At 54.5% G+C, this 22,798-nt stretch carries 17 protein-coding genes; 10 read left to right on the forward strand and 7 right to left on the reverse strand.

Annotated features, from left to right (window positions below; genetic code table 11):
• Window positions 1-442: 442 nt before the first annotated feature.
• The 7 genes from SELIN_RS06445 to SELIN_RS06475 all read left to right on the forward strand — a co-directional run bounded on the left by SELIN_RS06445 (window position 443) and on the right by SELIN_RS06475 (window position 8,234).
• Complete coding sequence (locus SELIN_RS06445; RefSeq protein WP_013505858.1) at window positions 443-829, forward strand: response regulator; 387 nt, start codon at window positions 443-445, stop codon at window positions 827-829.
• 55 nt (window positions 830-884) lie between these two features.
• Window positions 885-2,963: a methyl-accepting chemotaxis protein gene (locus SELIN_RS15365; RefSeq protein ID WP_013505859.1), complete on the forward strand. Its 2,079-nt coding sequence runs from the start codon at window positions 885-887 to the stop codon at window positions 2,961-2,963.
• A gap of 161 nt (window positions 2,964-3,124) precedes the next feature.
• Complete coding sequence (locus tag SELIN_RS06455) at window positions 3,125-3,388, forward strand: hypothetical protein (RefSeq protein ID WP_013505860.1); 264 nt, start codon at window positions 3,125-3,127, stop codon at window positions 3,386-3,388.
• On the forward strand, window positions 3,385-5,769 hold the full coding sequence (locus tag SELIN_RS13880; RefSeq protein WP_013505861.1) for a chemotaxis protein CheA: 2,385 nt from the start codon (window positions 3,385-3,387) through the stop codon (window positions 5,767-5,769). Before SELIN_RS06455 ends, SELIN_RS13880 begins: the two co-directional genes overlap by 4 nt.
• Before the next feature lie 37 nt (window positions 5,770-5,806).
• Window positions 5,807-6,694 (forward strand): sensor histidine kinase, encoded by an 888-nt coding sequence (locus SELIN_RS06465; RefSeq protein WP_013505862.1) that lies wholly within the window; start codon window positions 5,807-5,809, stop codon window positions 6,692-6,694.
• Window positions 6,691-7,182 carry a chemotaxis protein CheD gene (locus tag SELIN_RS06470; RefSeq protein ID WP_198007133.1) on the forward strand — a complete coding sequence of 164 codons (492 nt, stop codon included), beginning with the start codon at window positions 6,691-6,693 and terminating at the stop codon, window positions 7,180-7,182. The genes SELIN_RS06465 and SELIN_RS06470 overlap by 4 nt, the downstream gene beginning before the upstream one ends.
• 2 nt (window positions 7,183-7,184) lie before the next feature.
• Window positions 7,185-8,234, forward strand: a complete 1,050-nt coding sequence (locus tag SELIN_RS06475; protein ID WP_013505864.1) for a protein-glutamate methylesterase/protein-glutamine glutaminase — start codon at window positions 7,185-7,187, stop codon at window positions 8,232-8,234.
• Between the two features lie 224 nt (window positions 8,235-8,458).
• Here SELIN_RS06475 and clpB read toward each other — a convergent pair whose 3' ends face one another.
• The 7 genes from clpB to tatA all read right to left on the reverse strand — a co-directional run bounded on the left by clpB (window position 8,459) and on the right by tatA (window position 16,294).
• Entirely contained in the window at window positions 8,459-11,047 is a 2,589-nt protein-coding gene (gene clpB / locus SELIN_RS06480; RefSeq protein WP_013505865.1) for an ATP-dependent chaperone ClpB, read from the reverse strand.
• Between the two features lie 194 nt (window positions 11,048-11,241).
• The gene (locus tag SELIN_RS13885) at window positions 11,242-12,192 is read right to left on the reverse strand and encodes an alpha-E domain-containing protein (RefSeq protein WP_013505866.1); all 951 of its coding nucleotides are present in this window, start codon (window positions 12,190-12,192) and stop codon (window positions 11,242-11,244) included.
• Window positions 12,193-12,196: 4 nt separating this feature from the next.
• Window positions 12,197-13,636, reverse strand: coding sequence for a circularly permuted type 2 ATP-grasp protein (locus tag SELIN_RS06495; protein WP_013505867.1), 1,440 nt, complete (start codon window positions 13,634-13,636; stop codon window positions 12,197-12,199).
• Window positions 13,637-14,485: 849 nt separating this feature from the next.
• Window positions 14,486-14,929: a dUTP diphosphatase gene (gene dut / locus SELIN_RS06505; RefSeq protein WP_013505869.1), complete on the reverse strand. Its 444-nt coding sequence runs from the start codon at window positions 14,927-14,929 to the stop codon at window positions 14,486-14,488.
• Window positions 14,930-14,988: 59 nt separating this feature from the next.
• Window positions 14,989-15,783 carry a twin-arginine translocase subunit TatC gene (gene tatC / locus SELIN_RS06510; RefSeq protein WP_013505870.1) on the reverse strand — a complete coding sequence of 265 codons (795 nt, stop codon included), beginning with the start codon at window positions 15,781-15,783 and terminating at the stop codon, window positions 14,989-14,991.
• A complete protein-coding gene (locus tag SELIN_RS06515; protein WP_013505871.1) occupies window positions 15,784-16,101 on the reverse strand; it encodes a twin-arginine translocase TatA/TatE family subunit in 318 nt (105 codons plus the stop codon). It abuts the gene before it with no gap.
• Window positions 16,094-16,294 (reverse strand): twin-arginine translocase TatA/TatE family subunit, encoded by a 201-nt coding sequence (gene tatA, locus SELIN_RS06520; protein ID WP_013505872.1) that lies wholly within the window; start codon window positions 16,292-16,294, stop codon window positions 16,094-16,096. The genes SELIN_RS06515 and tatA overlap by 8 nt, the downstream gene beginning before the upstream one ends.
• A gap of 691 nt (window positions 16,295-16,985) precedes the next feature.
• Between tatA and SELIN_RS06525 the strand changes: the two genes are divergently transcribed.
• The 3 genes from SELIN_RS06525 (at window position 16,986) to SELIN_RS06535 (ending at window position 22,754) form a co-directional block, all read left to right on the forward strand.
• Window positions 16,986-18,233: an EAL and HDOD domain-containing protein gene (locus SELIN_RS06525; RefSeq protein ID WP_013505873.1), complete on the forward strand. Its 1,248-nt coding sequence runs from the start codon at window positions 16,986-16,988 to the stop codon at window positions 18,231-18,233.
• A 114-nt stretch (window positions 18,234-18,347) separates the two neighbouring features.
• Entirely contained in the window at window positions 18,348-19,964 is a 1,617-nt protein-coding gene (locus SELIN_RS06530) for a thiolase family protein (protein WP_013505874.1), read from the forward strand.
• Between the two features lie 60 nt (window positions 19,965-20,024).
• On the forward strand, window positions 20,025-22,754 hold the full coding sequence (locus SELIN_RS06535) for a cation-transporting P-type ATPase (RefSeq protein WP_013505875.1): 2,730 nt from the start codon (window positions 20,025-20,027) through the stop codon (window positions 22,752-22,754).
• Window positions 22,755-22,798: the final 44 nt, after the last annotated feature.

A 22,798-nucleotide genomic window follows, 5' to 3' on the forward strand; every position in this document is an offset into this window, starting at 1 on the left:
TGTGCTGTCCCAGCCAGAACGCGCCGACTGGAACGCTATGGACCCGCAGGGTTGACGCCACGACGGCGGCAACCGCAAACCAAAAGCCACGGAGGGCGGTTGTTTGCGGTCCCCAGTTCCAGGCAAGCGGGCGGCTGAAAAGGACAGCACTGGGGGTCGCTTTTGCGCCACTTTTGGCGACCCAAAAGTGGTAAAAGAAACTCATAAACAGGGTGAGGGTAATGCCAAGCGACACAGTCTGTGCAGAACCATTTTCGCCATCCTAGCATGGTGTAAGGGTCATCGCCGACAACCTGCCGTTTTTGGGGGTGCGAAACTTCAATGAATTCCTATTATGTCATAAGACAATTATTTTGCCAGCGCTATCTAAAATTCAGATGCAAGGGTAACACTTTGATGTTATAACGCCATTAAGTAACGATTTATTCTGATAGGGGAATATATGGCGAAAAAAGTAATTCTGGTGGATGACTCGCGGACGATCCTGGCCTCAGCTGAATTGGCGCTGGAAGAGCTTGTGCAGTCAGGGCAGGTGCATTTTTTTACGTACAGTAATCCTCAGCAGTTCCTGGATGAAGCACTTGGCGGTAGTATAGACTATGACCTTTTGATATCTGACATCAATATGCCCCAGGTCAGTGGCCTTGAGGTGTCTGCGAAATTAAAACAGGACCCGCGCTTCAAGAGTAAACCCATTCTCATTCTCACCACAGAGAGTTCAGCCGAGATGAAGGAAAAAGGCAAAGCCATCGGGGTAACCGGCTGGATGGTAAAGCCTTTCAGTGATCAAAAACTGGTGAAGTCGATCAAAATGGTACTAGGAATCTGATAGCGGGGAGAACGCTGGCAACCCCACCAGACAAGGTAACTTCAGGAGATGCGCCATGAAATCCACCATGACTCTTAAGAAACAACTCATCGCTGTTCTACTTTTTGTAGGTTTGCTGCCCTTTATAATAATGGGTATTATTTCCTACTTCTCTGCAGCCAATGCCCTGGATCGTGAAGCTTTCGCCAAGCTGGAGGCTATTCGGGACCTTGTGCGGGGGGAGCTCTCCCTGTACCTTGACAATACCGCTGAAGGCATTGGCGTTTTTGCCCGCAGCTCTGATGTGGCTGAAATGTTCCGCGAGCTGGTGCGCCTGCACAACGAACACAATGTCGGAGCGGAAGATCCATTCTTTATTACCGATTATCCCGATGTGCGGGAAGTTTACCAGCGCTTTGAGCCCCTCTACCGTGGTGCCGCTGAAGCCTTCGAACTGAATGATATCTATATGGTCTGCCGTCTCCACGGCCATGTCATGTACTCTCTGGCGAAACGGGATGACCTGGGACAGAACGTGGGCAGTGGTCCCCTGCGTAACAGTGGCCTGGCAGAAGCTTGGCGTCGGGTGGTCTCTACCCAGCAGATTGCCTTCGTTGATATGTCACCTTACGGGCCAGCGGGCAACCGCCCCACCATGTTTATGGGTATTCCCATCATGGCAGGCAACACCATGCTGGGTGTCATGGTTCTTGATATCAGCATAGAGACCGTAAATTCCATAATGCAAAATAGAACAGGGCTGGGGGAAACCGGTGAAAGCTATCTCGTCGGCCCCGATAACCTTATGCGCAGTGACAGTTTCCTGGAGCCCAATACCCACTCTGTCGCCAACTCATTTCGCAACCCCAGTCAGGGCGCGGTGCGTACGGAAATGGCCCAGGCGGCCCTTCGCGGAGAAAATGGCGTGCGTGTGGGCTCTGACTACCTGGGCAACGAAGTCCTCTCTGCCTATGGCCCTGTAGAAGTGTATGGCGTTCGCTGGGCTATCCTGACGGAGATGTTTCACGATGAAGTGCTGGAACCCGTATATCAGTTGCGTAATGTCTCCCTTATGCTTGGCGCCATCATTCTGGCAATTGTCGGCGCCATCGCCTTTCTGATGGCCTATATGCTGGCCAAGCCCATAATCGCCGCGATCCGCAATATATCAGAAGCGAACTCACAGGTGGTAAGCGCCTCAGACCAGATTGCGTCGTCGTCGAGTTCACTTGCAGAAGGCGCCTCTGAGCAGGCCAACAGTGTAGAGGAAGTGACGGCGACCGTTGAGGAAGCGACATCGATTAACAATCAGAATGCGGAGAACACGCGTCAGGCAGACATTCTTGCCGGTCAGGCGACGCAGGCCGCCAATGAGGGCTATGAGAAGGTCCAGCAGCTGATGAGCTCCATGGAGGAAGTGACCGCGTCCTCGGAGCGCATATCGCAGATCATCAAGACCATCGACGAAATCGCCTTCCAGACGAACCTTCTCGCGCTGAACGCGGCCGTTGAAGCGGCGCGCGCCGGCGAGCACGGACTTGGTTTTGCAGTGGTGGCGGAGGAAGTGAAGAGCCTTGCGCAGCGCAGTGCCAACGCAGCGCGTGAGACCGCCGACATCATCCAGCGCACCATCAGTCAGATTCGTCAGGGCAACAGCGTGGCCGAAGAGACCAACAGCGCCTTTGATGAAATCCGTCAGCAGATCAAGAAGACCTCGGACCTGATCGGCGAGATCACCGTTTCGGTGAAAGAGCAGTCCGAAGGCATGAACCAGATCTCGACAGCCATGAGCCAGATCGATAAAGTGACCCAGCAGAACGCCGCCAACTCTGAAGAAGCCGCTGCCGCGGCTGAAGAGCTGAACGCTCAGGCCGTGGCCATGCTCAACAGCGTCTCCACCGTGGCGAACTTCGTAGGTTTTCGCATGGAGAGCGAAAGCAGCCACAGTCGGGGCAGTGGATCACTTCCGCCCGCCGGTGGTCGTGTGCGCGTCAGCGCCCCGGGCAGCCCGGCGAAGCCCTCAGGCTCCAAGCAGCTTGCCCCGGCCTTCCATGATCCCCGTGGCAGCAGCGGCAGTGGCAGGGGCAGCAAGAAAGCGCGTAACGAGAACGACGATATCTTTCCCCTGGATGAAGACGACCTGAAGGAATTCTAAGCAGGCCGCTGAAGATCGCTCGGGCATAAAGAAAAGCCAGAAAAAAAGCCATTTCTCTCGCAAAGACGCGAAGGACGCCAAGGGAAGAAAAAACTGAGCATACAGGCGCAAACAGTTTGGTGTATTTCGTGGTTTGCTTCTCTTCTCCAGAAAGGACAGCGATGTTTGAAATAGACGGCGAAACCCTGAATATCAGCCTTGGCATGGACGCCGAGGACGTGGAGCAGCTTCGGCAGTTTCTGCTGAGCCGCATCGAGTACATCGAGCACATCGGCATCCAGGACCCCCGTGAAAGCCTTGGCAGCTCCAGCCTTCTGCAGCTGCTCGGGGCGATCCGCCGCAGCCATCGTGACATCGTGATCGACCTCTTTGACATGCCCCTTGAGCATCCCGAGCTTGGTCGTCAGTACTGGAGCGTGCCATGAACCGCGAGCGCCTGCGCCAGATTTTCATAGAGGAAGCCAGCGAAATCATCGAAAAGCTCGACAGCGATGTGATGGACCTTGAGAGCGACCCGGGCAACAGCGACACCCTGAACGAACTCTTCCGTGGCGTGCACACCCTGAAGGGCAGCGCCAACTCCATTGGTTTCACCCGTCTTGGCACCTTTGTGCACAGCTTTGAAGACGCGCTTGACTACTACCGCGCGGGCCAGGGCACCGTGAACACCGCCGTGATCGACACCTTCCTTGACGCGGTGGACGTGATCAAGGACGTCTTTGACGACGAAGTGCAGGAACGCTCAGAACTGACCCATCCTGCCCGCTATGAACAGAGCCTTGAGCACATCCGTCAGCTGCTGGTGCGCGTCAGCCCCACCGAGGAAACCGAGAGTGCCACCGCAGAAGACACCAGCGACCAACGGCCCAGTCAGACCGCCTACCGCGAAGTGCTGCGTGACCTTGCCGAAGAGTTTGCCAGCGTGCCCGAAGCCCCTGACGACAGCACCGACAGTGCCAGCGCCGTTGGAGGGCGCGCGCCGTCAGATCCCGTCAGCCGTGAGGGCGCAGACCACATAGACCTTGGTGAACTGCAGAGCCGCAAAGGCCCCGGCGAGCACCTGTATCACATCCAGCTGACCCTTGACAGCGACATCTACATCCGCGGCTACGACCACGCCATCTTCCTGCGCCTGCTGCGCGAACAGGGCAGCATCCTGAGTGTCCGCTGGGACCTCAGCCGGGTGAGCCACCTGAGCGACATCGACCCGCTGCGCTGCGACATTGGCATCGTGGACATCTATATGGCCAGCGACCATCCCCAGGGGGAAATCGAAGAGATCTTCGAATTCCTTGACGACTTTGAATACCGCGTTCGCGTCGTAGACGACGAAACGAGTGAGCCGGCATCCATAGCCCAGAGCGACAGCGCACCCGCGCCGACTCCGGCACCTTCACCGGCAGCGACTGTTACCGCTGCAACTACAAGCCCTGATGAGGGGCACCGTGAACCGCCAGCACCGGACACTGCCGCCAGCGCACCACCCACCGCCCCGGCAGAGGCATCCACAGAGCTCCCCACAGAGCCACCCACCGCCCCGGAGAGTGCAGACGCCATTGCCGCAGCACCCACTGCTCTTGCCGCAGAGTCCGAGGTCGAAGAGGACCGTGCCGCAGAGCGCAGCGCCCCCGCCAATCGCGGTCGCGACGAGAAACGCTCCTTCGTGCGCATCGACACGAAGAAACTGGACGAACTCTTTGACTCCGTCGGCGAACTGGTGATCGCCCAGAGCTTCCTGACCCAGAACCCCACCATTCAGGACATCGCCGACGAACACGTGAAGAAGACCCTGGACGTGCTGTCGAAGATCACGCGCCTGATCCAGAACCGGGTCATGTCCCTGCGCATGGTCCCCATCCGGGATACCTTCGAGAAGATGCGCCGGGTGGTGCGCGACGCCTCGCGCAAAATCGACAAGGACATCGTGCTGCACATCAGCGGCGAAGACACGGAAATCGACAAGAACATGGTTGACGCCCTTGGCGACCCGCTGATCCACCTGATCCGCAATGCCATCGACCACGGCATCGAATCCGACCCCGCCGAACGCACCCTCCATGGCAAGCCGATCCAGGGGAATATCTTCCTGCGGGCCTTCCACAAAGGCGGCTCCATCGTGATCGAAATCAGTGACGACGGCCGTGGGATCAACCGTGAGAAAGTACTGCACAAAGCCATCAGGCAGGGCCTGGTGAGCGCCGAAGAGGAACTCAGCGACACCCAGGTGTACAGCCTGATCATGCAGGCAGGCTTCTCCACCGCCGAAGCCATCAGCGACCTCTCTGGCCGTGGTGTTGGCCTTGATGTGGTGCGCAGCTCCGTAGAACAGCTGCGCGGGAAAGTGGAAATCCAGTCCATGGCCCAGCAGGGCACGACCTTCAGCCTGCAGCTTCCGCTGACGCTGGCGATTATCGATGGCATGCTGGTGCGCTGCGCGCACGAGACCTTTATCATCCCGACGCTGTCGATTCTGGAGTCCTTCCAGCCCAGCAATGACAGCGTGTTCACCTACCAGGGCAAGGGCGAGTTTGTGAAGCTGCGCGAAGAAATCCTGCCCATCGTTCGCCTTGATGAAGTGCTGAATATCAGGGCTGCAAAACGCCTGAAAGCCGCAGAGGCCACGCTGGTGCACGTAGAGAACGACAACGGCCACTTCGCGCTGCTGGTTGACGAACTGATCAGCCGTCAGCAGGTGGTGATCAAGCCCATCGGTGAAGGGAGCATCCGGGTGCCCCAGGTCTCCGGTGCGGCAGTGATGGGCAATGGAATGGTTTCCCTTATCCTCAATGTGGAAGGACTCTACTGAAAAACTGATGGAATCACGATATACGAGGAGGTGATGGGTGATTGACATAACGAAAGTGGAAGATGTCGATTTTCTCGGGGAAATTCAGCGACGTTTTCGCGAGAAGAATGCTTCCATTGAAGAGATGCAGCGCATGACGCAGAACCTTCTGGATCTCAATGACAAGGCGCGTCAGGCTGAGGCGGTGAAAAGTGAATTTCTTTCACTGATAAAAAATGAATTCAACAACCCCATCTCATCGCTTCTCAGTTTTTCCCAGGCCCTTGCCAGTGGTCGCCATACAGAAAAAATCTCCGATATCGCCCGCATGACTCATCAGGAACTGCAGCGCATTGATTTTCATATGAAGAATATATTCGCGGCGGCGGAGATTGAATCCGGTCAGATACAGAATACCTTTGAAGACGTTTATCTGGATGAACTTGTCAATGAGGTTCGCTCCAGTCTGCGCTATATCATTGCGGACAAACATCTGGACATTCAGCTGTTTAACGAGCTGTCCGGCGCGGTACAGTCCGATAGTGCCAAACTCTTTACGATTCTGCTGAATCTGCTTTCCAACGCCTGCGAATACTCCCATGTCCATGGCAGAATTGTCGTGTGGGCCGGGGTTGATGATGGAAGTATCGTCATCTTTGTGAAGGATTTTGGCGAAGGGATACCCACTCAATATCACGGCAAGATTTTTAACCGTTTCACCCAGTTTCATTCCGGCAAGAATCGACCGCATACCGGACTGGGTCTGGGGCTGAGTGTGGTGAAAGGGCTTGTGGAGTCTTTAGATGGATCCATAGAAAGTTATTCCTCCAGTGAGCAGACCGTTTTTACGGTGCGACTGCCTGCTCAACCTGTTCGTTTTGACGATTTTGCCGATGGGGACTCCTTTGACGGGGAGTTTGATGACGAAGATATGGTGGAAATGTGAGCAGCACGATGAACGGAGTGTATCAGAAACGCTATATCAAAGTCGGTGAGATATTTGTCGGGGTCAAACCCACGGAAATCGTCACAGTGCTTGGCTCGTGTGTGGCGGTGTGTCTTCATGACCCCTATGAAGGAATATCTTCCCTGAATCACTACCTGATGCCCCTGTGGAATGGAACGGAGCTTCAGAGTCCAAAATATGGCAATATTTCCATTCCTCGCCTGATTGAGTCCATGGAAAATGTCGGCTGCAATATCCGCAACCTGCAGGCCAAGGTTTTTGGTGGTGCCAATCTCAATACGACTACTAATGAACAGCTCATGATAGGCAAACGCAATGTGATTGTTGCCAAGGAGATTCTCCAGGAGTATCGCATTCCCATCGTCGCCCAGGATCTCGAAGGTGCACGGGGCCGTCGCATTCTGGTCCAGAGTGATACGGGGAAGGTCTTTCTCAAATATACCAAGAATCCCAATGAAGGAGTCTAGCGATGCCCATCCGCGTCCTGATTGTTGACGACAGTGCTACAGCACGCGCGGTCCTGCGGGAAATACTGGAAGCTGATCGCGATATTGAGGTGGTGGGTGTTGCTCCAGATGCCTATGTTGCCAGGGATAAGATAATTCAGCTGCGACCTGACGTCATTTGTCTTGATGTTGAGATGCCACGCATGGATGGGATTTCGTTCCTGCGTAAACTCATGAAGTTCATGCCGACACCAGTGGTAATGGTGTCATCGCTGACCCAGGAGGGCGCACGTACGACATTGGATGCCCTGGAGGCGGGTGCCGTTGACTATGTACCAAAGCCCCACTCCAATATTTATGATGGTGCTGACGAGATCCGCGCTGAACTGATCGAAAAGGTGAAGTCAGCAGCCAGAGCCAATGTGAAGGCTCAGCACGAAAAAGCCTTAACCCGACCTGTTCCGAAGCTCTCTTCCATGGCCCTTTCGGAGACGACCCAGAAAGTCATTGCCATGGGCGCTTCCACGGGAGGAACCGAAGCGCTGAAGCAGGTTCTGTCTGCACTGCCCATAGATTGCCCAGGGATTGTGATTGTGCAGCACATGCCCAAGGACTTTACGAAGCTCTTTGCCGAGCGTTTGAATACAGTATGCGGCATTGAGGTGCGGGAAGCCAAAAATGGCGATCAGGTGGGTCGCGGGCTTGCCCTGTTGTGTCCAGGCGACTTCCATATGGTGCTGCGTCGCAGTGGGGCCTTTTATTACGTGGAAATCGGCTCCGGTCACAAGGTATCCGGACATCGCCCCAGTGTGGATGTGCTGTTTAACTCGGTGGCCAAGACGGCTGGTCGCAACGCGGTGGGTGTCATCATGACCGGCATGGGTGGCGATGGTGCCAAGGGTATTCTGCATATGCGCGAAGAGGGTGCGCGTACCATTGCCCAGGATGAGAAGAGTTGTGTGGTCTTCGGCATGCCCAAGGTTGCCATCGACAAAGGGGGTATCGATGTGGTCACGCCCCTGTCCGATATTCCATCCGAAGTGCTGAAGGCTGTGGAGCATATTTCGAAATAAATAAAAGAAAACCACGAAATACGAAAAAGGCCGATGAAACCGAGAATGAACGCAAATAAACATGCGTAAAACAAATGTGAGCGCCAACACTCCTCGCAGACCACGCTCGCTTTTCTTCCTGGCGAGAGGGTCTGCCACTCGCCATCCAGGCTCGCTTTCGGAGTGCTGGCGCTCACCGCTAAAAACTTCTCCCTTGGTATCTCTGTGTCAGTCTCTCTCTTCTTTTACCTGAAGATCAGCTGATCCCCTTCCACATCCACATGCACCTCCTGCTCTTCGCGGATTTCTCCAGCGATGATTTTACGTGCCAGGGGCGTTTCCAGGTTGCGCTGGAGATAGCGTTTGACTGGACGCGCTCCGTACTGGGGTTCGTAGGATTTCCGGGCGAAGAACTCCAGGGCGCTCTCGGTGAGCTCAACATGGATAAACTGCTCAGCCAGGCGCCTGTTCAGTCGAATGACCTGCAGCTTCACAATCTGTTTCACCTGATCCACACTGAGGGGCTCAAAGATAATGGTCTCGTCCACCCGGTTGAGAAACTCCGGACGGAAGTGATGACGCAACTCGCGGGTTACCTGCTGGCGGACATCCCCGGTGATGCCGCTGCCGCTTATGGCCGCGTCCAGTAACAGATGGCTGCCTATGTTGGAGGTCATGATAATGACCGTGTTGCGGAAATTGACAGTGCGTCCATGGCTGTCAGTGAGCCTGCCGTCATCCAGGAGCTGCAGCAGCAGGTTAAATACGTCAGCATGAGCCTTTTCGATTTCATCGAAGAGCAGGACACTGTAAGGCTTGCGCCGTACGGCCTCCGTCAGCTGGCCACCTTCATCATAGCCAACATATCCCGGAGGGGCCCCGATCAGGCGGGAAACCGCATGTTTTTCCATGTACTCGGACATGTCGATGCGGATCATGTTTTCCTCGCTGTCAAAAAGGGCCTCAGCCAGGCTGCGGGCCAGTTCCGTCTTGCCGACTCCTGTAGGGCCGAGGAAGATAAAGGAGCCAAGGGGGCGATCTGGGTCCTGGATGCCACCTCTGGCGCGAATCACCGCGTCCACGACGGAGTCAACCGCTTCATCCTGCCCGATGACCCGTTGGTGCAGGGTTTCTCCCAGGCGAAGAACCTTCTCCTTCTCGCCTTCAACCAGCTTGGTGACGGGAATACCGGTCCAGCGGGCCACAATGGCCGCTATTTCGCTTTCCGTCACTTCCTCTTTCAACAGCGAGTCTCCACGGTCACGGGTTTTCTGGTACTCTTCAGCCTCCTGGAGCTTCTTTTCCAGTTCCGTGAGTCTGCCATACTTCAGTTCGGCAACCTTTTCCAGGTTATACTCCCGCTGGTAGCGTTCAATTTCGTGTCGTGTGCGCTCGATTTCCTCCTTGATATGCTGCAGTCCACCGATGGCCTGCTTTTCCATTTCCCAGCGGGTTTTCATGGCATTGTAGGATTCCCGCACATCCGCCAACTCTTGACTGAGCTTTTCCAGGCGCTCCTGTGAGGCCCGGTCTTTCTCCCGCTTCAGCGCTTCCTGTTCAATTTCCAGCTGCATGATCCGGCGGTAGAGGGTATCCATTTCTGCCGGCGAAGAATCAATCTCGGTGCGCACCATGGCTGCGGCTTCGTCCACCAGATCGATGGCTTTGTCAGGCAGGAATCGGTCGGTAATATAGCGGTCAGAGAGTGTTGCTGCCGCGACGATGGCGTGGTCGTGTATGGTCACCCCATGGTGAATTTCAAATTTCTCCTTGAGCCCACGCAGGATGGAGATGGTGTCCTCCACCGTGGGTTCCTGCACCTGAATAGGCTGAAAGCGGCGCTCCAGGGCGGGGTCCTTTTCTATATGCTTGCGGTATTCGTCAAGGGTAGTGGCGCCAATGCAGCGCAGCTCTCCTCTGGCCAGCATTGGCTTCAGGAGATTGCCGGCATCCATGGCGCCTTCGCTCTTGCCGGCACCGACGATGGTATGCAGCTCGTCTATGAAGAGAATAATGCGCCCGCTGCTCTCACTGACCTCCTTCAGTACTGCTTTCAGGCGCTCTTCAAACTCGCCACGGTATTTGGCCCCGGCGATCAGGGCTCCCATGTCAAGGGAGAAAATCATCTTCTCTTTGAGCCCTTCGGGGACATCACTGTTGACGATACGGTGAGCGAGCCCTTCGACAATGGCGGTTTTGCCCACGCCTGGCTCGCCGATAAGCACCGGGTTGTTTTTGGTGCGTCGCGAAAGAATGCGCACGGCGCGGCGGATTTCCTCATCTCGCCCGATTACCGGGTCCAGCTTGCCGTCGCGGGCAGCACGCACCAGGTCTCGTCCGTATTTTTCCAGGGCGTTGAAAGTTCCTTCAGGGTCCTGAGTATCCACATGCTGTTTGCCGCGTAATGCGCTGATAGCCTCGGTTACCTTCTTCTGCTCCAGCTGAAAACGGCGCAGAATTTCATCAACTGCGCTGCCGCCATGCTGTATCAGGCTGAGAAAAAGATGTTCAACACTGATAAAGCTGTCGCTGTATTCCTTCTGGATTTTTTCCGCAAAGGCGAGGAGTTTTGCCAGCTCCTGGGAGAGGTAAACCTGGGCTCCCGAACCGGAGACCTGAGGGAGCCTGTTCAGTTGCTGTTCAATGTCAGTGTACAGCGCGTTGATGTTGACGCCCAGTTTGCTGATCAGTGCGGGTATGGTACCACCGCTTTGCTGTGTCAGCGCCGCCAGCAGGTGCAGGGGGAGAATCTGTTGGTGAGAAGCGGTGAGTGCGCGGTTGTGAGCGTCCTGAATGGCTTCAGCAGCTTTATGGGTAAACTTGTTCAGGTCCATGGGATCCTCCTTGGTGTTTGTTGTTAATGATGTCTTTTGCGGTGGAGTTTTCAAGCTCGGGAGAAAAGCAAACTCCATGCCATGTGACAAACTGCTTTCAGAACGGTATGTTGCTGTTCTGGGACGAAAAAAAGCCACGCTGTGTGGCGTGGCGAAGTGGTGCATTGCGACGAAAACCTGCTGCGTTGGGTGATTCAGTGCTCAAAATAGGTCTGTTCGAGTTTTGTGCCCAGAGCCTGGGTCTTGTCAAGCATCTCGAAGAGGAAATCATACAGGTGCATTTGCTGCATATCTTCAATATTGAGGTAGCGGGCATATGAGGCCAGTCTGCCGGCGTCAAACTCTACGGTTCCGCGTCGAGGCGAGTTGGTGCCTGCCAGCTGGAACAGGTGGTGTCGCAGCTGCAGGAGGTTGAAGCACAGTGAGCGGGGAAACTCCTGGTGGAGGATCATGATGTCCAGGACATTGTCCATATCCAGCATCCACTTGTAGGTGCGACGACTCAGGTCAAGGGCGCTGTTACTCTGCAGGAGGTTGCGCAGCATAAGCCGTTCGATGACTTCACCCATTCCCGCTTCGCGGATTTTCCGGATATCTTCCAGCTTGGTCATGAACATCCGGCAGATCTGGGTGGTACGCTCCAGGTGAATGCCGATTTTGAGAAAGCTCCAGGTAATGCCGTGGGGTAATGAGTTGTCGATGAAGCCATGCAGCAAAGAGCAGTATTCGATGACATGTTTGGTGAGTTCGTGAATCCCTTTTTTCTGAAAATTTTCGGGAGAGTAGTCCTTGACGGAGTGGTAGAACTTGTTGAGGTTCTCCCACAACTCGATGGAGACGGATTCGCGGATGCCACGGGCGTTTTCACGGGCGAAGGCAACCGCGGAAAACATCGACATGGGGTTGCTCTGATCCAGGGCGGCAAAGTAGAAGAGTTTCTTTTCGGAAAGGGTGGTATAGCGCTGGAAATATTCCTCTTCACAATCATACATGGAGAGGATCGATTCCATGACCATCTGCTTGCGACCGGGAATGGGGATATCCATGGTGGTGTAGTACTGCACATCAGCATAACGGGCCATATTTTCCGTGCGCTCGATATAGCGTCCGATCCAGAAAAGGCTTTCGGCAATTCGTGAGAGCATGTTGCTATTCCTCCATCACCCAGGTGTCCTTGGAACCGCCACCCTGGGAAGAGTTGACAATGAGGCTGTCTTTTTTCAGGGCCACCCGAGTGAGGCCACCCTTGAGGATGTACTCGCGTTCTCTGCCGATGAGGGTAAAGGTGCGCAGGTCGATATGGCGTGGTTCAAAAGACTTATCGTCAATAAATGTGGGGTGAACGGAGAGGCTCATGACCGGTTGCGCGATATAATTGCGGGGATTTGCGAGGATGTTCTCCCGGCACTGGGCCAGTTCCTTGCGGGTGGCTTTGGGGCCGATGACAATACCATAGCCTCCTGACTCCCCCACGGGCTTTGTGACCAGATCCTTGAGATTCTCCAGCACATATCGGCAATCATCGTCATGGGCGCAGATATAGGTGGGTACATTATTCAGTATGGGTTCCTCACCGAGGTAATAGCGGATGATATGGGGGAGATAGGCGTAGATGGCTTTGTCGTCGGCAATTCCGGTGCCTGGAGCGTTGATGATGGTGACATTGCCCTGACGGTATGCCTCCATGATGCCGGGAACCCCAAGGAGTGAGTCGGGGCGGTAGACCAGAGGGTCTAGGAACTCTTCATCTATGCGCCGGTAAATGACATCCACTCTGGCTGGGCCATAGATGGTCTTCATGTAGACGAAGTTGTTGTCCACAAAGAGGTCACGACCTTCCACCAGCTCTATGCCCATCATATAGGCGAGAAAAGTGTGTTCATAATAGGCGGAATTATACATGCCTGGTGTCAGGAGTACGCAGTTGGGTTCGTCGACGCCATCGGGTGCCACTGACTCCATGGTCGCCAGCAGTTCTTCTGTGTAGGATTCAATGGAAATGACCGAATCCTGAAAGAGAACATTGGCAAAACTGCGTTTCACGGCAGTACGATTGGCGTAGACATAGCTGACACCGGAAGGGCAACGAACATTGTCTTCAAGGACATAATACTCGCCATCACAGTGACGTATCAGGTCAGTGCCGGAGATGTGGCAGTAGACACCGGAGCGCGGTATGAATCCCTCCATATGTCTGTTGTAGCTCTTGCATTTCAGCAGAAGATCAGCCGGGATTATTTTGTCGCGTATGATTTTCTTGTCATTGTAGATGTCCTGAAGAAAGGTATTGATGGCATGGGTGCGCTGCAGCAGACCCTGTTCAAGAGCCGACCACTCCTGACCCGTGATGATGCGGGGGAAGAGGTCAAAGGGGAAGATCTTCTCTGTTCCAGCAGACTCAGAGTATACGTTAAAGGTTATTCCCTGATTGAAGAAGGAAATTTTAGCGTATTCATTGAGATAGAGCAGCTCTTCCATGGAGAGGGCTTCAAACTGATTGACGATATTGCGGTACGCTTCGCGGACCCGCTTGTCGTGAAAGGCCTCGTCATAGCGCTCGGCAGATACCTGGTAATGTTGAAACAACATAAAGTACCCCTTTCCGCTTGTTCACATCAGGTAGGACACAGTTTTCAGGATATCAATTTTCTGGTACATGGGAAATGAAAAAGAATCATTACTCTACAGACTGAAGTTTCGCACCCCCGAAGCGGCAGGTTGTCGGCGCCGACCCACATGTCATGCTGAAATGGAGGAAATGGTTCTGCACAGACTGCGTCGCTTGACATTGCCCTCACCCTGTTTATGAGTTTCTTTTGCCACTTTTGACTCGCCAAAAGTGGCTGGGAAGCGACCCTCAGTGCTGTCCTTTTCAGCCGTCCGCTTGCCTGGAACTGGGGACCGCAAACAACCGCCCTCCGTGGCTTTTCAGCAGCCTGACAGTTGGCGCACCCTGGCTGGGAAAGAACACGGGGGAGAGACAGGAGCAGGCCGTTCCCCCCCCTGAGCCCGTCCGGTGAGTGCGAAGCCTGGCTGGCAAGACCCGAAGGGACACTCACAGAAAGTGAGTGGTCCGGCAGCATTGCAGGGATGCAGGGGTCAGGCAACGCAAAGAGGCTCAGGTGCAAGGCGCGGGCGAAGCGAGAAGGGAGGCGTACTCCCTGTACGTCGCAGTGACGAGCGATGCCCGGCAACGCAGCAGATGGGGCTCTTTGAGCAGCCTGCTGCCGGATCTCCAGAACAGGCGAGCAAACGATCCGGAAAAACGGGCGTTCGGGGGGCGCGTTTTTGCGTCCTTTTTGCGCGGTCAAAAAGGACAATATCCGGAAACAAACATTCAAAATCAATGCAGTTACCGCGCGATAAATGTCATGATAATAGTGTCTTAACCCAGGACAACAAGTGTGAAATTTGAGGTGTTACCGTAAAGAGCGCGCATCAAGAGGTAGTGTCACGGAGCCCGGTGCTGCCGAATCCCCCGCTGGCGCGCGCCGTATCACTCAGGTTCCCGACGTCAGTGAGTGTGACTCGTGTTACGGGCGCAAATACCATCTGGGCAATGCGATCGCCGCGCTTCACGGCGTAGGGTTCTCTGCCAAGGTTCAGAAGGATGACTTTGACTTCGCCGCGGTAATCGCAGTCGATGGTGCCTGGACTGTTGGGCAGGGTAATGGCGTGCCTGAGGGCCAATCCACTGCGCGGTCGAATCTGGGCTTCGTAGCCACTGGGTATTTCCATGGCAAATCCCGTCGCGACCACTTGGGGCTCATGGGGAATGAGCAGGGCGTCTTCAGCGGCATACAGGTCAAGTCCACTGGCGCCTTCGCTCTGATAGGTGGGCATTTTATAGAGGTGCGCAAGGGCATGGAAGGCAACGTGCATGGGGTTCTCCCACAAAGGAATCAGGCCGCAGATTCAGGCTGCGGCCTGTGAATGAACACTCAGGAGGCGGGAGATTCATCTTCCAGGGTGAAGTCTTCCGGTTTTTTTCCGAAAAGTCTGACGATAATGATACTGCCCTCGTAGAGCAGAATCATAGGTCCGGCCATCATGACCTGGGTGACAACATCCGGTGGCGTGAGTATGGCTGCGCCAGCGAAAATGACAAGAATGGCGATCTTGCGGCCTTTGCGCATGGCAGCGGCGCTGACCAGCCCCAGGCGGCCCAGTACAAAGACGATGACCGGCAGTTCAAAGGCAATGCCGAACGCCATGATCAGCTTTACCACAAAGGTCAGATACCATCCCAGCGAAAGGCTGGCAATAACACTGCCTTCGGCATAGTTCAGGAAAAACTGAAAGCCCAGTGGAAAGACAATATAGTAGGCAAAGCTGGCACCGACGAAGAAGAAGATGGTCGCAAAGACTACCAGGGGAATGGTGGCTTTGCGCTCACGGGGATACAGGCCAGGTGCGATAAACTTCCATACCTGAAAGAGGATGTAAGGCATGGCAACACAGACAGCAACCAGCAGTGACGCCTTCAGCTCGGTGAAAAAGCCTTCCGGCAGACGCAGCAGGGCGAAAGGGGTAGCTCCTGGTGGGAAGGCTGCCAGTACCGGTTGTTGCAGGAAGAGCATGATCTCTTTACTGAAAAAATATACGACGGCAAAGCACACGCCAATGGCTATGAATGAGCGAACAAGCCTGGTACGCAGTTCTTCCAGGTGAGCCGTCAGGGGCATCACCTGGTCATCGTTGAGCTGCTCTGCCGCGTCATCGCGGTTCGGGGCCATTTATGAGTTCTCTTTCTTCGAATCGTTTTCCTGAGGTGCAGCAGAAGGGTTCTCTGCCGTTTGTGTGGGCGCGGCGGACTCATCGGCTTTTTTGACGTCAATCACTCGATTGTTGCCTGACTGAGCGTTTTCACGCTGGTTTGATGTCGGGCCGGTTTCGTGAATGTTGACGGTGTCGCGCAGGTCATTCATGGCTCGTTTGAATTCGCCGAAACCCTTTCCAAGACTTTTGGCGACATCGGGAAGTTTTTTGGGGCCGATGATCAGCAGAGCGACCACCATAATAACCAGCAGCTCCGGTAATCCGATGTTAAACATCTTTCTTCTCTTCTTCTTTACCCGGTGACTCGGTCTTGTTTTCTATGGCCTTGTCTTCTTCCTTGACGGAGTCTTTGAAATTCTTAATACCTTTTCCAAGGCCTGCACCGATCTGTGGGAGCTTACCTGCGCCAAATATCACAAGGATGATGACCAGAATAATAGCAAGTTCCCAAACACCCAAACCAAACATATTTCCTCCAGTTGCCCCGCTGTTTGCTGGGGCAGACTCTTTAAACTCTCCAATTTGTACTGTATTCCCCTCAGCTTTTCAATAGGGAAAAACCCTGGTTTGACGCAAGCTTTGCGCAGCGTATGATGGAAGTTCAGCGCCCTGCTACATAGAGTAAGATTTTTCGGCATAAGTGTTTATCGCATGGGAAAGTGTGGTTTGCATACGCAATGCATCTGATTTTACGACTATGTTTTCAACTTTCGCACCTTACTGTCTTGAGTTAAGGTGCTATTACTCTGACATTTATCGAGCGGAAACTGTATTGATTTTGAATGCTTGACTTATCTGGTATTCCACTTTTTCGCCTCTGGATATTGTCCTTTATGACCGCACAAAAAGGACTCAAAAATGCGCCCCCCCGAACGCCCGTTTTTCCGGATCGTTGGCTCACCTGTTCAGGATAGCCGACAGCATCCGCTTTCCAAAAAAGAAGCTCATGAACCGCGTTGCGAGGTAAGTGGATGGAAGAAAAGGGTGGTGTTGAGGGCCGCCTCCTCATTTCAGCAGGGTATCAGGATGATCGTCGATAATTTGCCGTTCTGGGGGACAGAACCTGAGGTACAACGGAGTGCCGCACGGACGGTGGCATTTCATTGACAAACTTTGGTACTGCCGTATATTACCTGGCAGATAACAAGGAGTTGCTATCATGGATGATGTGTTCATCGCCCGTCAGCCCATATTGGACGATCGACAACAGGTCTGCGCGTACGAATTCCTCTTCCGGCAGGGGGGCAGCGCGAACCATGCCGAAGTCATTGACGTGAATCATGTCAGCGCGCGTATGATTACCAATATTTTCGGCAATTTTGGTGCGGAAAATCTTACTTCCGGCGGCACCGGCTTTATCAATGTGGATCGCAATCTGCTTATGGGCGAGGCGGTGGAGATCATACCGCGCGAAAACTTTGTGCTGGAGATCCTGGAATCCTGTCGGGTCGACCAGTTCCTCATCCGTCGCGTCGATGAGCTGCGGGATAAGGGCTACCGCTTTGCCCTTGATGACTTTGAGTTCACTGCTGAATATGTCGAGAAGTTTACCCCTTTGTTGAAAAAAGTCGAGTATATCAAAATAGAAGTTCCCAGCATCAATCGTGAGCGGTTTCCGAAACAGATTGAGCTTCTGAAACGCTTTTCCGTGAAACTGCTGGCCGAGAAAGTGGAAACCCGCGAAGAGTATGAATACTGCAGGGACCTGGGTATCAACTACTTTCAGGGGTACTATTTCGCGAAACCGCAGATCATGCAGCAAAAATCCATAGAACCCTCGAAACTTTCCATTATGAATCTGGTAACTCTCATCCGCAGCGATGCCGAGAACATCAAGATAGTCGAGGCGTTCCGCCAAAGTCCTCAGCTTACCTTTTTGCTGCTGCGCTTCATCAATTCAGGTGCCATGTTTCTGCGCAACCGCATCGAGTCAGTGCAACAGGCTATTGTCATGATCGGCATGCGTCAGCTGCTGAACTGGCTTATGCTTCTCGTATACGCCAACCCCAGTAAGGAGCATCTCGGGGTTTATGACGCCGTTTTTCAGACCGCGCTCTTCCGGGCCAAGCTTATGGAGAATCTCTTTGTCGCCATTGAAAAGAATGCTGTTTCCAGGCGCTCTGACACCGCGTTCTTTGTGGGGGTTCTCTCGCTTGTGGATGTGGTGTTTCACTCCCTGAAGGAAGACATTCTGACCCGCCTGAATGTCCCACAGGATATCTATGAGGCCGTCGTCAACTATGATGGTCTGCTGGGGAAACTGCTCTGGCTGGTCATGGTTTCCGAGCAGGACGACTACACCCTGGTGCAGGGTGCTCTGCAGGAGATGAATGTGAGCGTGGAACACTATAACCAGGCGAAGCTTTCAGCCTATCAGTGGATTACTGACTTTATTTCCGGTATCTGATCCTTTGTCCGTTTGATCTCGTTGTGATATTTCTGTGAATTCCACGGTGAGAACGTGCTCCGGAGAATCACTTATGGTATGCTCCTGTGCCATGCAGATTGATGAGGAGCGCCTATGAGTATATTCCGCCCCCAATCCGTTTATATTGCTGATTCCTTTATGATCCCCGTGGGCAAATACGATGGCCGCCATCGGGAAAAGAAAACGTTCTTCGAGCTTGTCAAGATGCTCGATTCCTTTCTCGACAATGGCCCTGTACCCCGCTCTTCCATCGACGCTGTAATCGTCGGCAGCCAGAATCCCTTTGCCTTCAGCCAAGTCGATAACGTGGCGGCGAAAATAGCCGGGATTCTGCGCATCAGTGGTGCCAAATCCATTCTCATCGATACCGCTTCGTCATCGGGAGCCAGTGCTTTTGAAGAAGCCTATCTGGAGGTCGCTTCGGGACGGCACGAGAATGTTCTGGCTATTGGCATCCAGAAGATGAGCGATACCTCCACGGAAAAAGCCACCAATATCATCGCTGGAGTCATTGATCGTGAAGAGGCTGAGTTCGGTCTGACCATGCCAGCCTGTGGCGCCCTGGTTGCCAAGGCGCTGATGGCACGCTTCAATCTCAGCCAGGAACAGTGGAGCCAGTACTCCGCTCGCCTGACCCAGCGGGCTCACTTCTATTCTGCGCGCAATCCCAACGCCCACTTTGACTTTGAATTACCCGTCGAAAAATATTTCGAAGAAATCCGCAACGGGAAAAACAGCCTGTACTTCGATCCCATGCGTTACCACGATTTCTGTCCCATGTCCGATGGACTGGCAGCCTGCCTGCTGACCAGCACTCCCCGGGAAGTCATGGTCGCCGGCGTTGGTTCCGGAACCGATATTCCCACTATCGCCGATCGCGAAACCTTCACCACCTTCCCCGCCACCATAATCGCCCTGCGCTACGCCCTGGCCATGGCTGGCCTGACAACACTCCAGGAACTGGAAAACCGCGTTCACATCAATATGCACGATCCATTCAACGGGTTCGGGCCAGTTAACCTGGCTGATTTTGGCATCCTTGACCGCGATGATATGCTGGAATCCTACCTTGATGACCGCATTACCGGTGAGAATGGTCGCTTTCCCACTAACCTGACAGGTGGGCTGAAGGGGCGTGGCCACCCCCTGGGAGCCACGGGCATGGTACAGGTGGTGGAAAATCATCAGATGATCCGCGACGGTCAGTTTGAAGCGGGGCTGAGCCACTCCATCGGTGGCCCCATTAACAACAACGTGGTTATCCTGCTGGAGCGTACTTCCCATAACCATCAACGGCAGCCGATTCCCTATAAACCGGTGCGCGAGGAGTTTCCAGTGCTCTCGGCCATGAAACCAGAACAGGTAACCCTTGAAGCCCTTTTCAGTGGTAAAAAGGAAGTGATGGCACGGCTTCTGAGCAGCACCACACGCTATAACTTTCGCGGCGAAACCCCCATGAACTCACTGCTGCTTTTCCGAGCCCGGGTGGACAAGAAGGAGTACCGCTTTCTGATTGCCGTTGACCCTGCTGCCCTGGCCTCCATTGCGCCACTGGAAGTGGGCGAGAAAATTCTGCTGCAGCGGGATGCCGATCAGGTGACGATCAACGATATTCCGGTTCGCCGCTTCTATCGCAAAACCCTTGCCGGCATCATGGAACTGGCAGACACTGCCATGAAACACTGGAAAAATACCAGGAAGATGGATTGACATGCCAATACCCCCGACAGCAACACACAGAACACCCTGATGCATGACGAAGGAGGTCCAATGTCCGGTCGCACGTCTGACACCATGAACTGGCACGCACTTGAAGCCGATGTGGCTATGGAACAACTGAAGAGCCGTCCGGAAGGCCTGACCCCCGAGGAAGTTCAGGAGCGCCTGAAGGAATATGGCCCCAACAGTCTGCCAGCGCCCCTGAAAAAAAGCGCGCTCATGCGTTTCCTTTCGCAGCTGCACAATGTGCTCATCTACCTGCTGCTGGTGGCCGCTGTGGTTACCGCCTTCCTGGGAGAGTGGGTGGATACCGGAGTCATCCTGGGCGTGGTGATTATCAATACCTTTATCGGATTTATTCAGGAAGGCAAAGCCGAAAAGGCCCTTGACGCCATCCGCAATATGCTCTCACCCCAGGCGCTGGTTCTGCGTGATGGCAAGCAGCTCCAGGTTGCCGCGGATACCCTGGTGCCCGGCGATGTGGTGATCCTGCAGTCCGGCGATAAGGTACCCGCTGATGTGCGTATCTTCCGTGCGCGTGATCTGCGTATCGACGAGGCAATGCTCACGGGCGAATCCGTACCAGCGGAAAAATACACCACCGCGGTTCCGGAAGATGCGCCTATAGGTGATCGCAAAGGCATGGCCTACTCGGGAACCCTGGTCACCTATGGGCAGGCCCGTGGCGTGGTCAGCGGCACGGGTGTGGCGACGGAGATCGGTCGCATCAATGCCATGCTCACGGAAGTCGAGGCCATTACAACTCCACTGCTCAGGAAAATGGATCACTTCGGTCGCATTCTCACCATGGCCATTCTTCTTCTGGCGGCTTTTTCCTTCACCATTGGGCTGCTTTTTCAGGGGTACAATCTGGTGGAAAACCTTCTGGCCGCCGTAAGCCTTGCCGTTGCCGCCATACCTGAAGGTCTGCCGGCCATTATGACCATCACCCTTGCCCTGGGCGTGCAGCGTATGGCCAGGCGCAATTCCATTATCCGTCAGCTGCCGGCAGTGGAAACCCTCGGCTCAGTAACAGTGATCTGCTCCGATAAAACCGGCACTCTGACCCGCAATGAGATGACCGTAACCACCATAGCAACGGCTGATGGCCTGATTGAAGTGGACGGAGTCGGCTACCAGCCTGTAGGGAATTTTCACCGCAACGGTGAGCGCATAGAAGCCGATACCGACACGCTGCTGCGTCATCTGTGCCGTGTGGGCCTGCTGTGTAATGACTCGGTGCTTTCCCAGTCGGAAAATGAGTGGACCATTCAGGGTGACCCAACCGAAGGAGCCCTGATTACCCTTGCCTTGAAAGCGGGCATGGACCGCAGGCAGGAGCAGGGAAAATACCCACGCGACGACTCCATTCCCTTTGAGTCAGATCACCGCTTCATGGCGACTTTGCACCACGACCACAATGGCAAGGGCTTCGCTTTTGTCAAGGGGGCTCCCGAAAGACTGCTGGAGATGTGTGAACAGCAGCGTACTCAGGATGGCAGCAATGTCTCGCTGGAGAAAGCATACTGGCAGGAGTGTATCCAGCAGATAGCCAGCCAGGGGCAGCGTACTTTGGCACTGGCCTGCAAGCCCATGCCGGCGCAGCAGACGGAACTGTCCTTTGACGACGTGCAAAGCGGGCTGGTTCTGCTGGGTATGGTGGGCATCATTGATCCACCGCGCACGGAGGCCATTGAGGGCATACGCCAGTGCCTGAGTGCGGGAATACGTGTCAAGATGATCACTGGAGATCACGCGCTTACCGCGCGCGCTATCGGCAAGGAACTTGGTATTGGCGATGGTACCACGGCCCTGACGGGCAGTGAGCTGGAAACCATGGATGATGAGGAGCTGATGCGTCGAATTGACGAGGTTGATATTTTCGCCCGCTCCAGTCCTGAACACAAGCTGCGCCTGGTAAAGGCCCTGCAGAGTCAGGGGAATATCGTCGCCATGACCGGTGACGGAGTGAACGATGCTCCCGCCCTGAAACGGGCTGATGTTGGTGTGGCCATGGGCATCAAGGGAACCGAGGTCTCCAAGGAAGCTTCCAAAATGGTGCTGGCCGATGACAACTTTGCCTCCATCGTGGCAGCTGTCAAGGAGGGCCGTACCATTTACGATAATCTCAAGAAGGCGATTCTCTTTATCCTGCCTACCAACGGTGGTCAGGCCGGTGCCATTCTGGTTGCCATTCTGCTGGGCATGGCGGCCATGCCTATTACGCCGGTACAGATACTCTGGGTCAATATGGTCACGGCGGTGACCCTGGCTCTGGTACTGGCCTTTGACCCCTCAGAACGCAATGTCATGAATCGTCCACCCCGTGATCCTGGAGAACCCATCCTCTCCCCCTTCCTGATCTGGCGTATCGCCTTTGTATCCCTGATTCTGGTCATTGGCAGTCTGAGCATGTTTCAGTGGGGGCTCGACAATAAACACATGAGCCTGGAGAGTGCCCGCAGCGCTGCCATCAACGGACTCGTGGTGGGGCAGATCTTCTACCTCTTCAGTGTGCGCCGTATTATTGATACCAGCTTCAGCCCCCTGGCGTTTACCGGGAATATTTACGCCTGGATAGCCATTGGTGTGGTCATTGTCCTGCAGGGGCTTTTCACGTATTTTCCACCCATGCAGCAGCTCTTCGGAACCGGTCCGCTGGACCTCACAGCCTGGCTGCGCATTATCTGGATCGGCGTCGCTATCTTTCTTGTGGTTGAAGTGGAGAAATTTGTCTGGCGACGACGCCTGTGTCGGGGTGATCAGTGCGAGCAGCCGTGATCCAGTGTCAGTATGGGGCGTCAGCGGGGAATTGTGGCAGTTTC

Source organism: Desulfurispirillum indicum S5 (assembly GCF_000177635.2).
Taxonomy (GTDB): domain Bacteria; phylum Chrysiogenota; class Chrysiogenetes; order Chrysiogenales; family Chrysiogenaceae; genus Desulfurispirillum; species Desulfurispirillum indicum.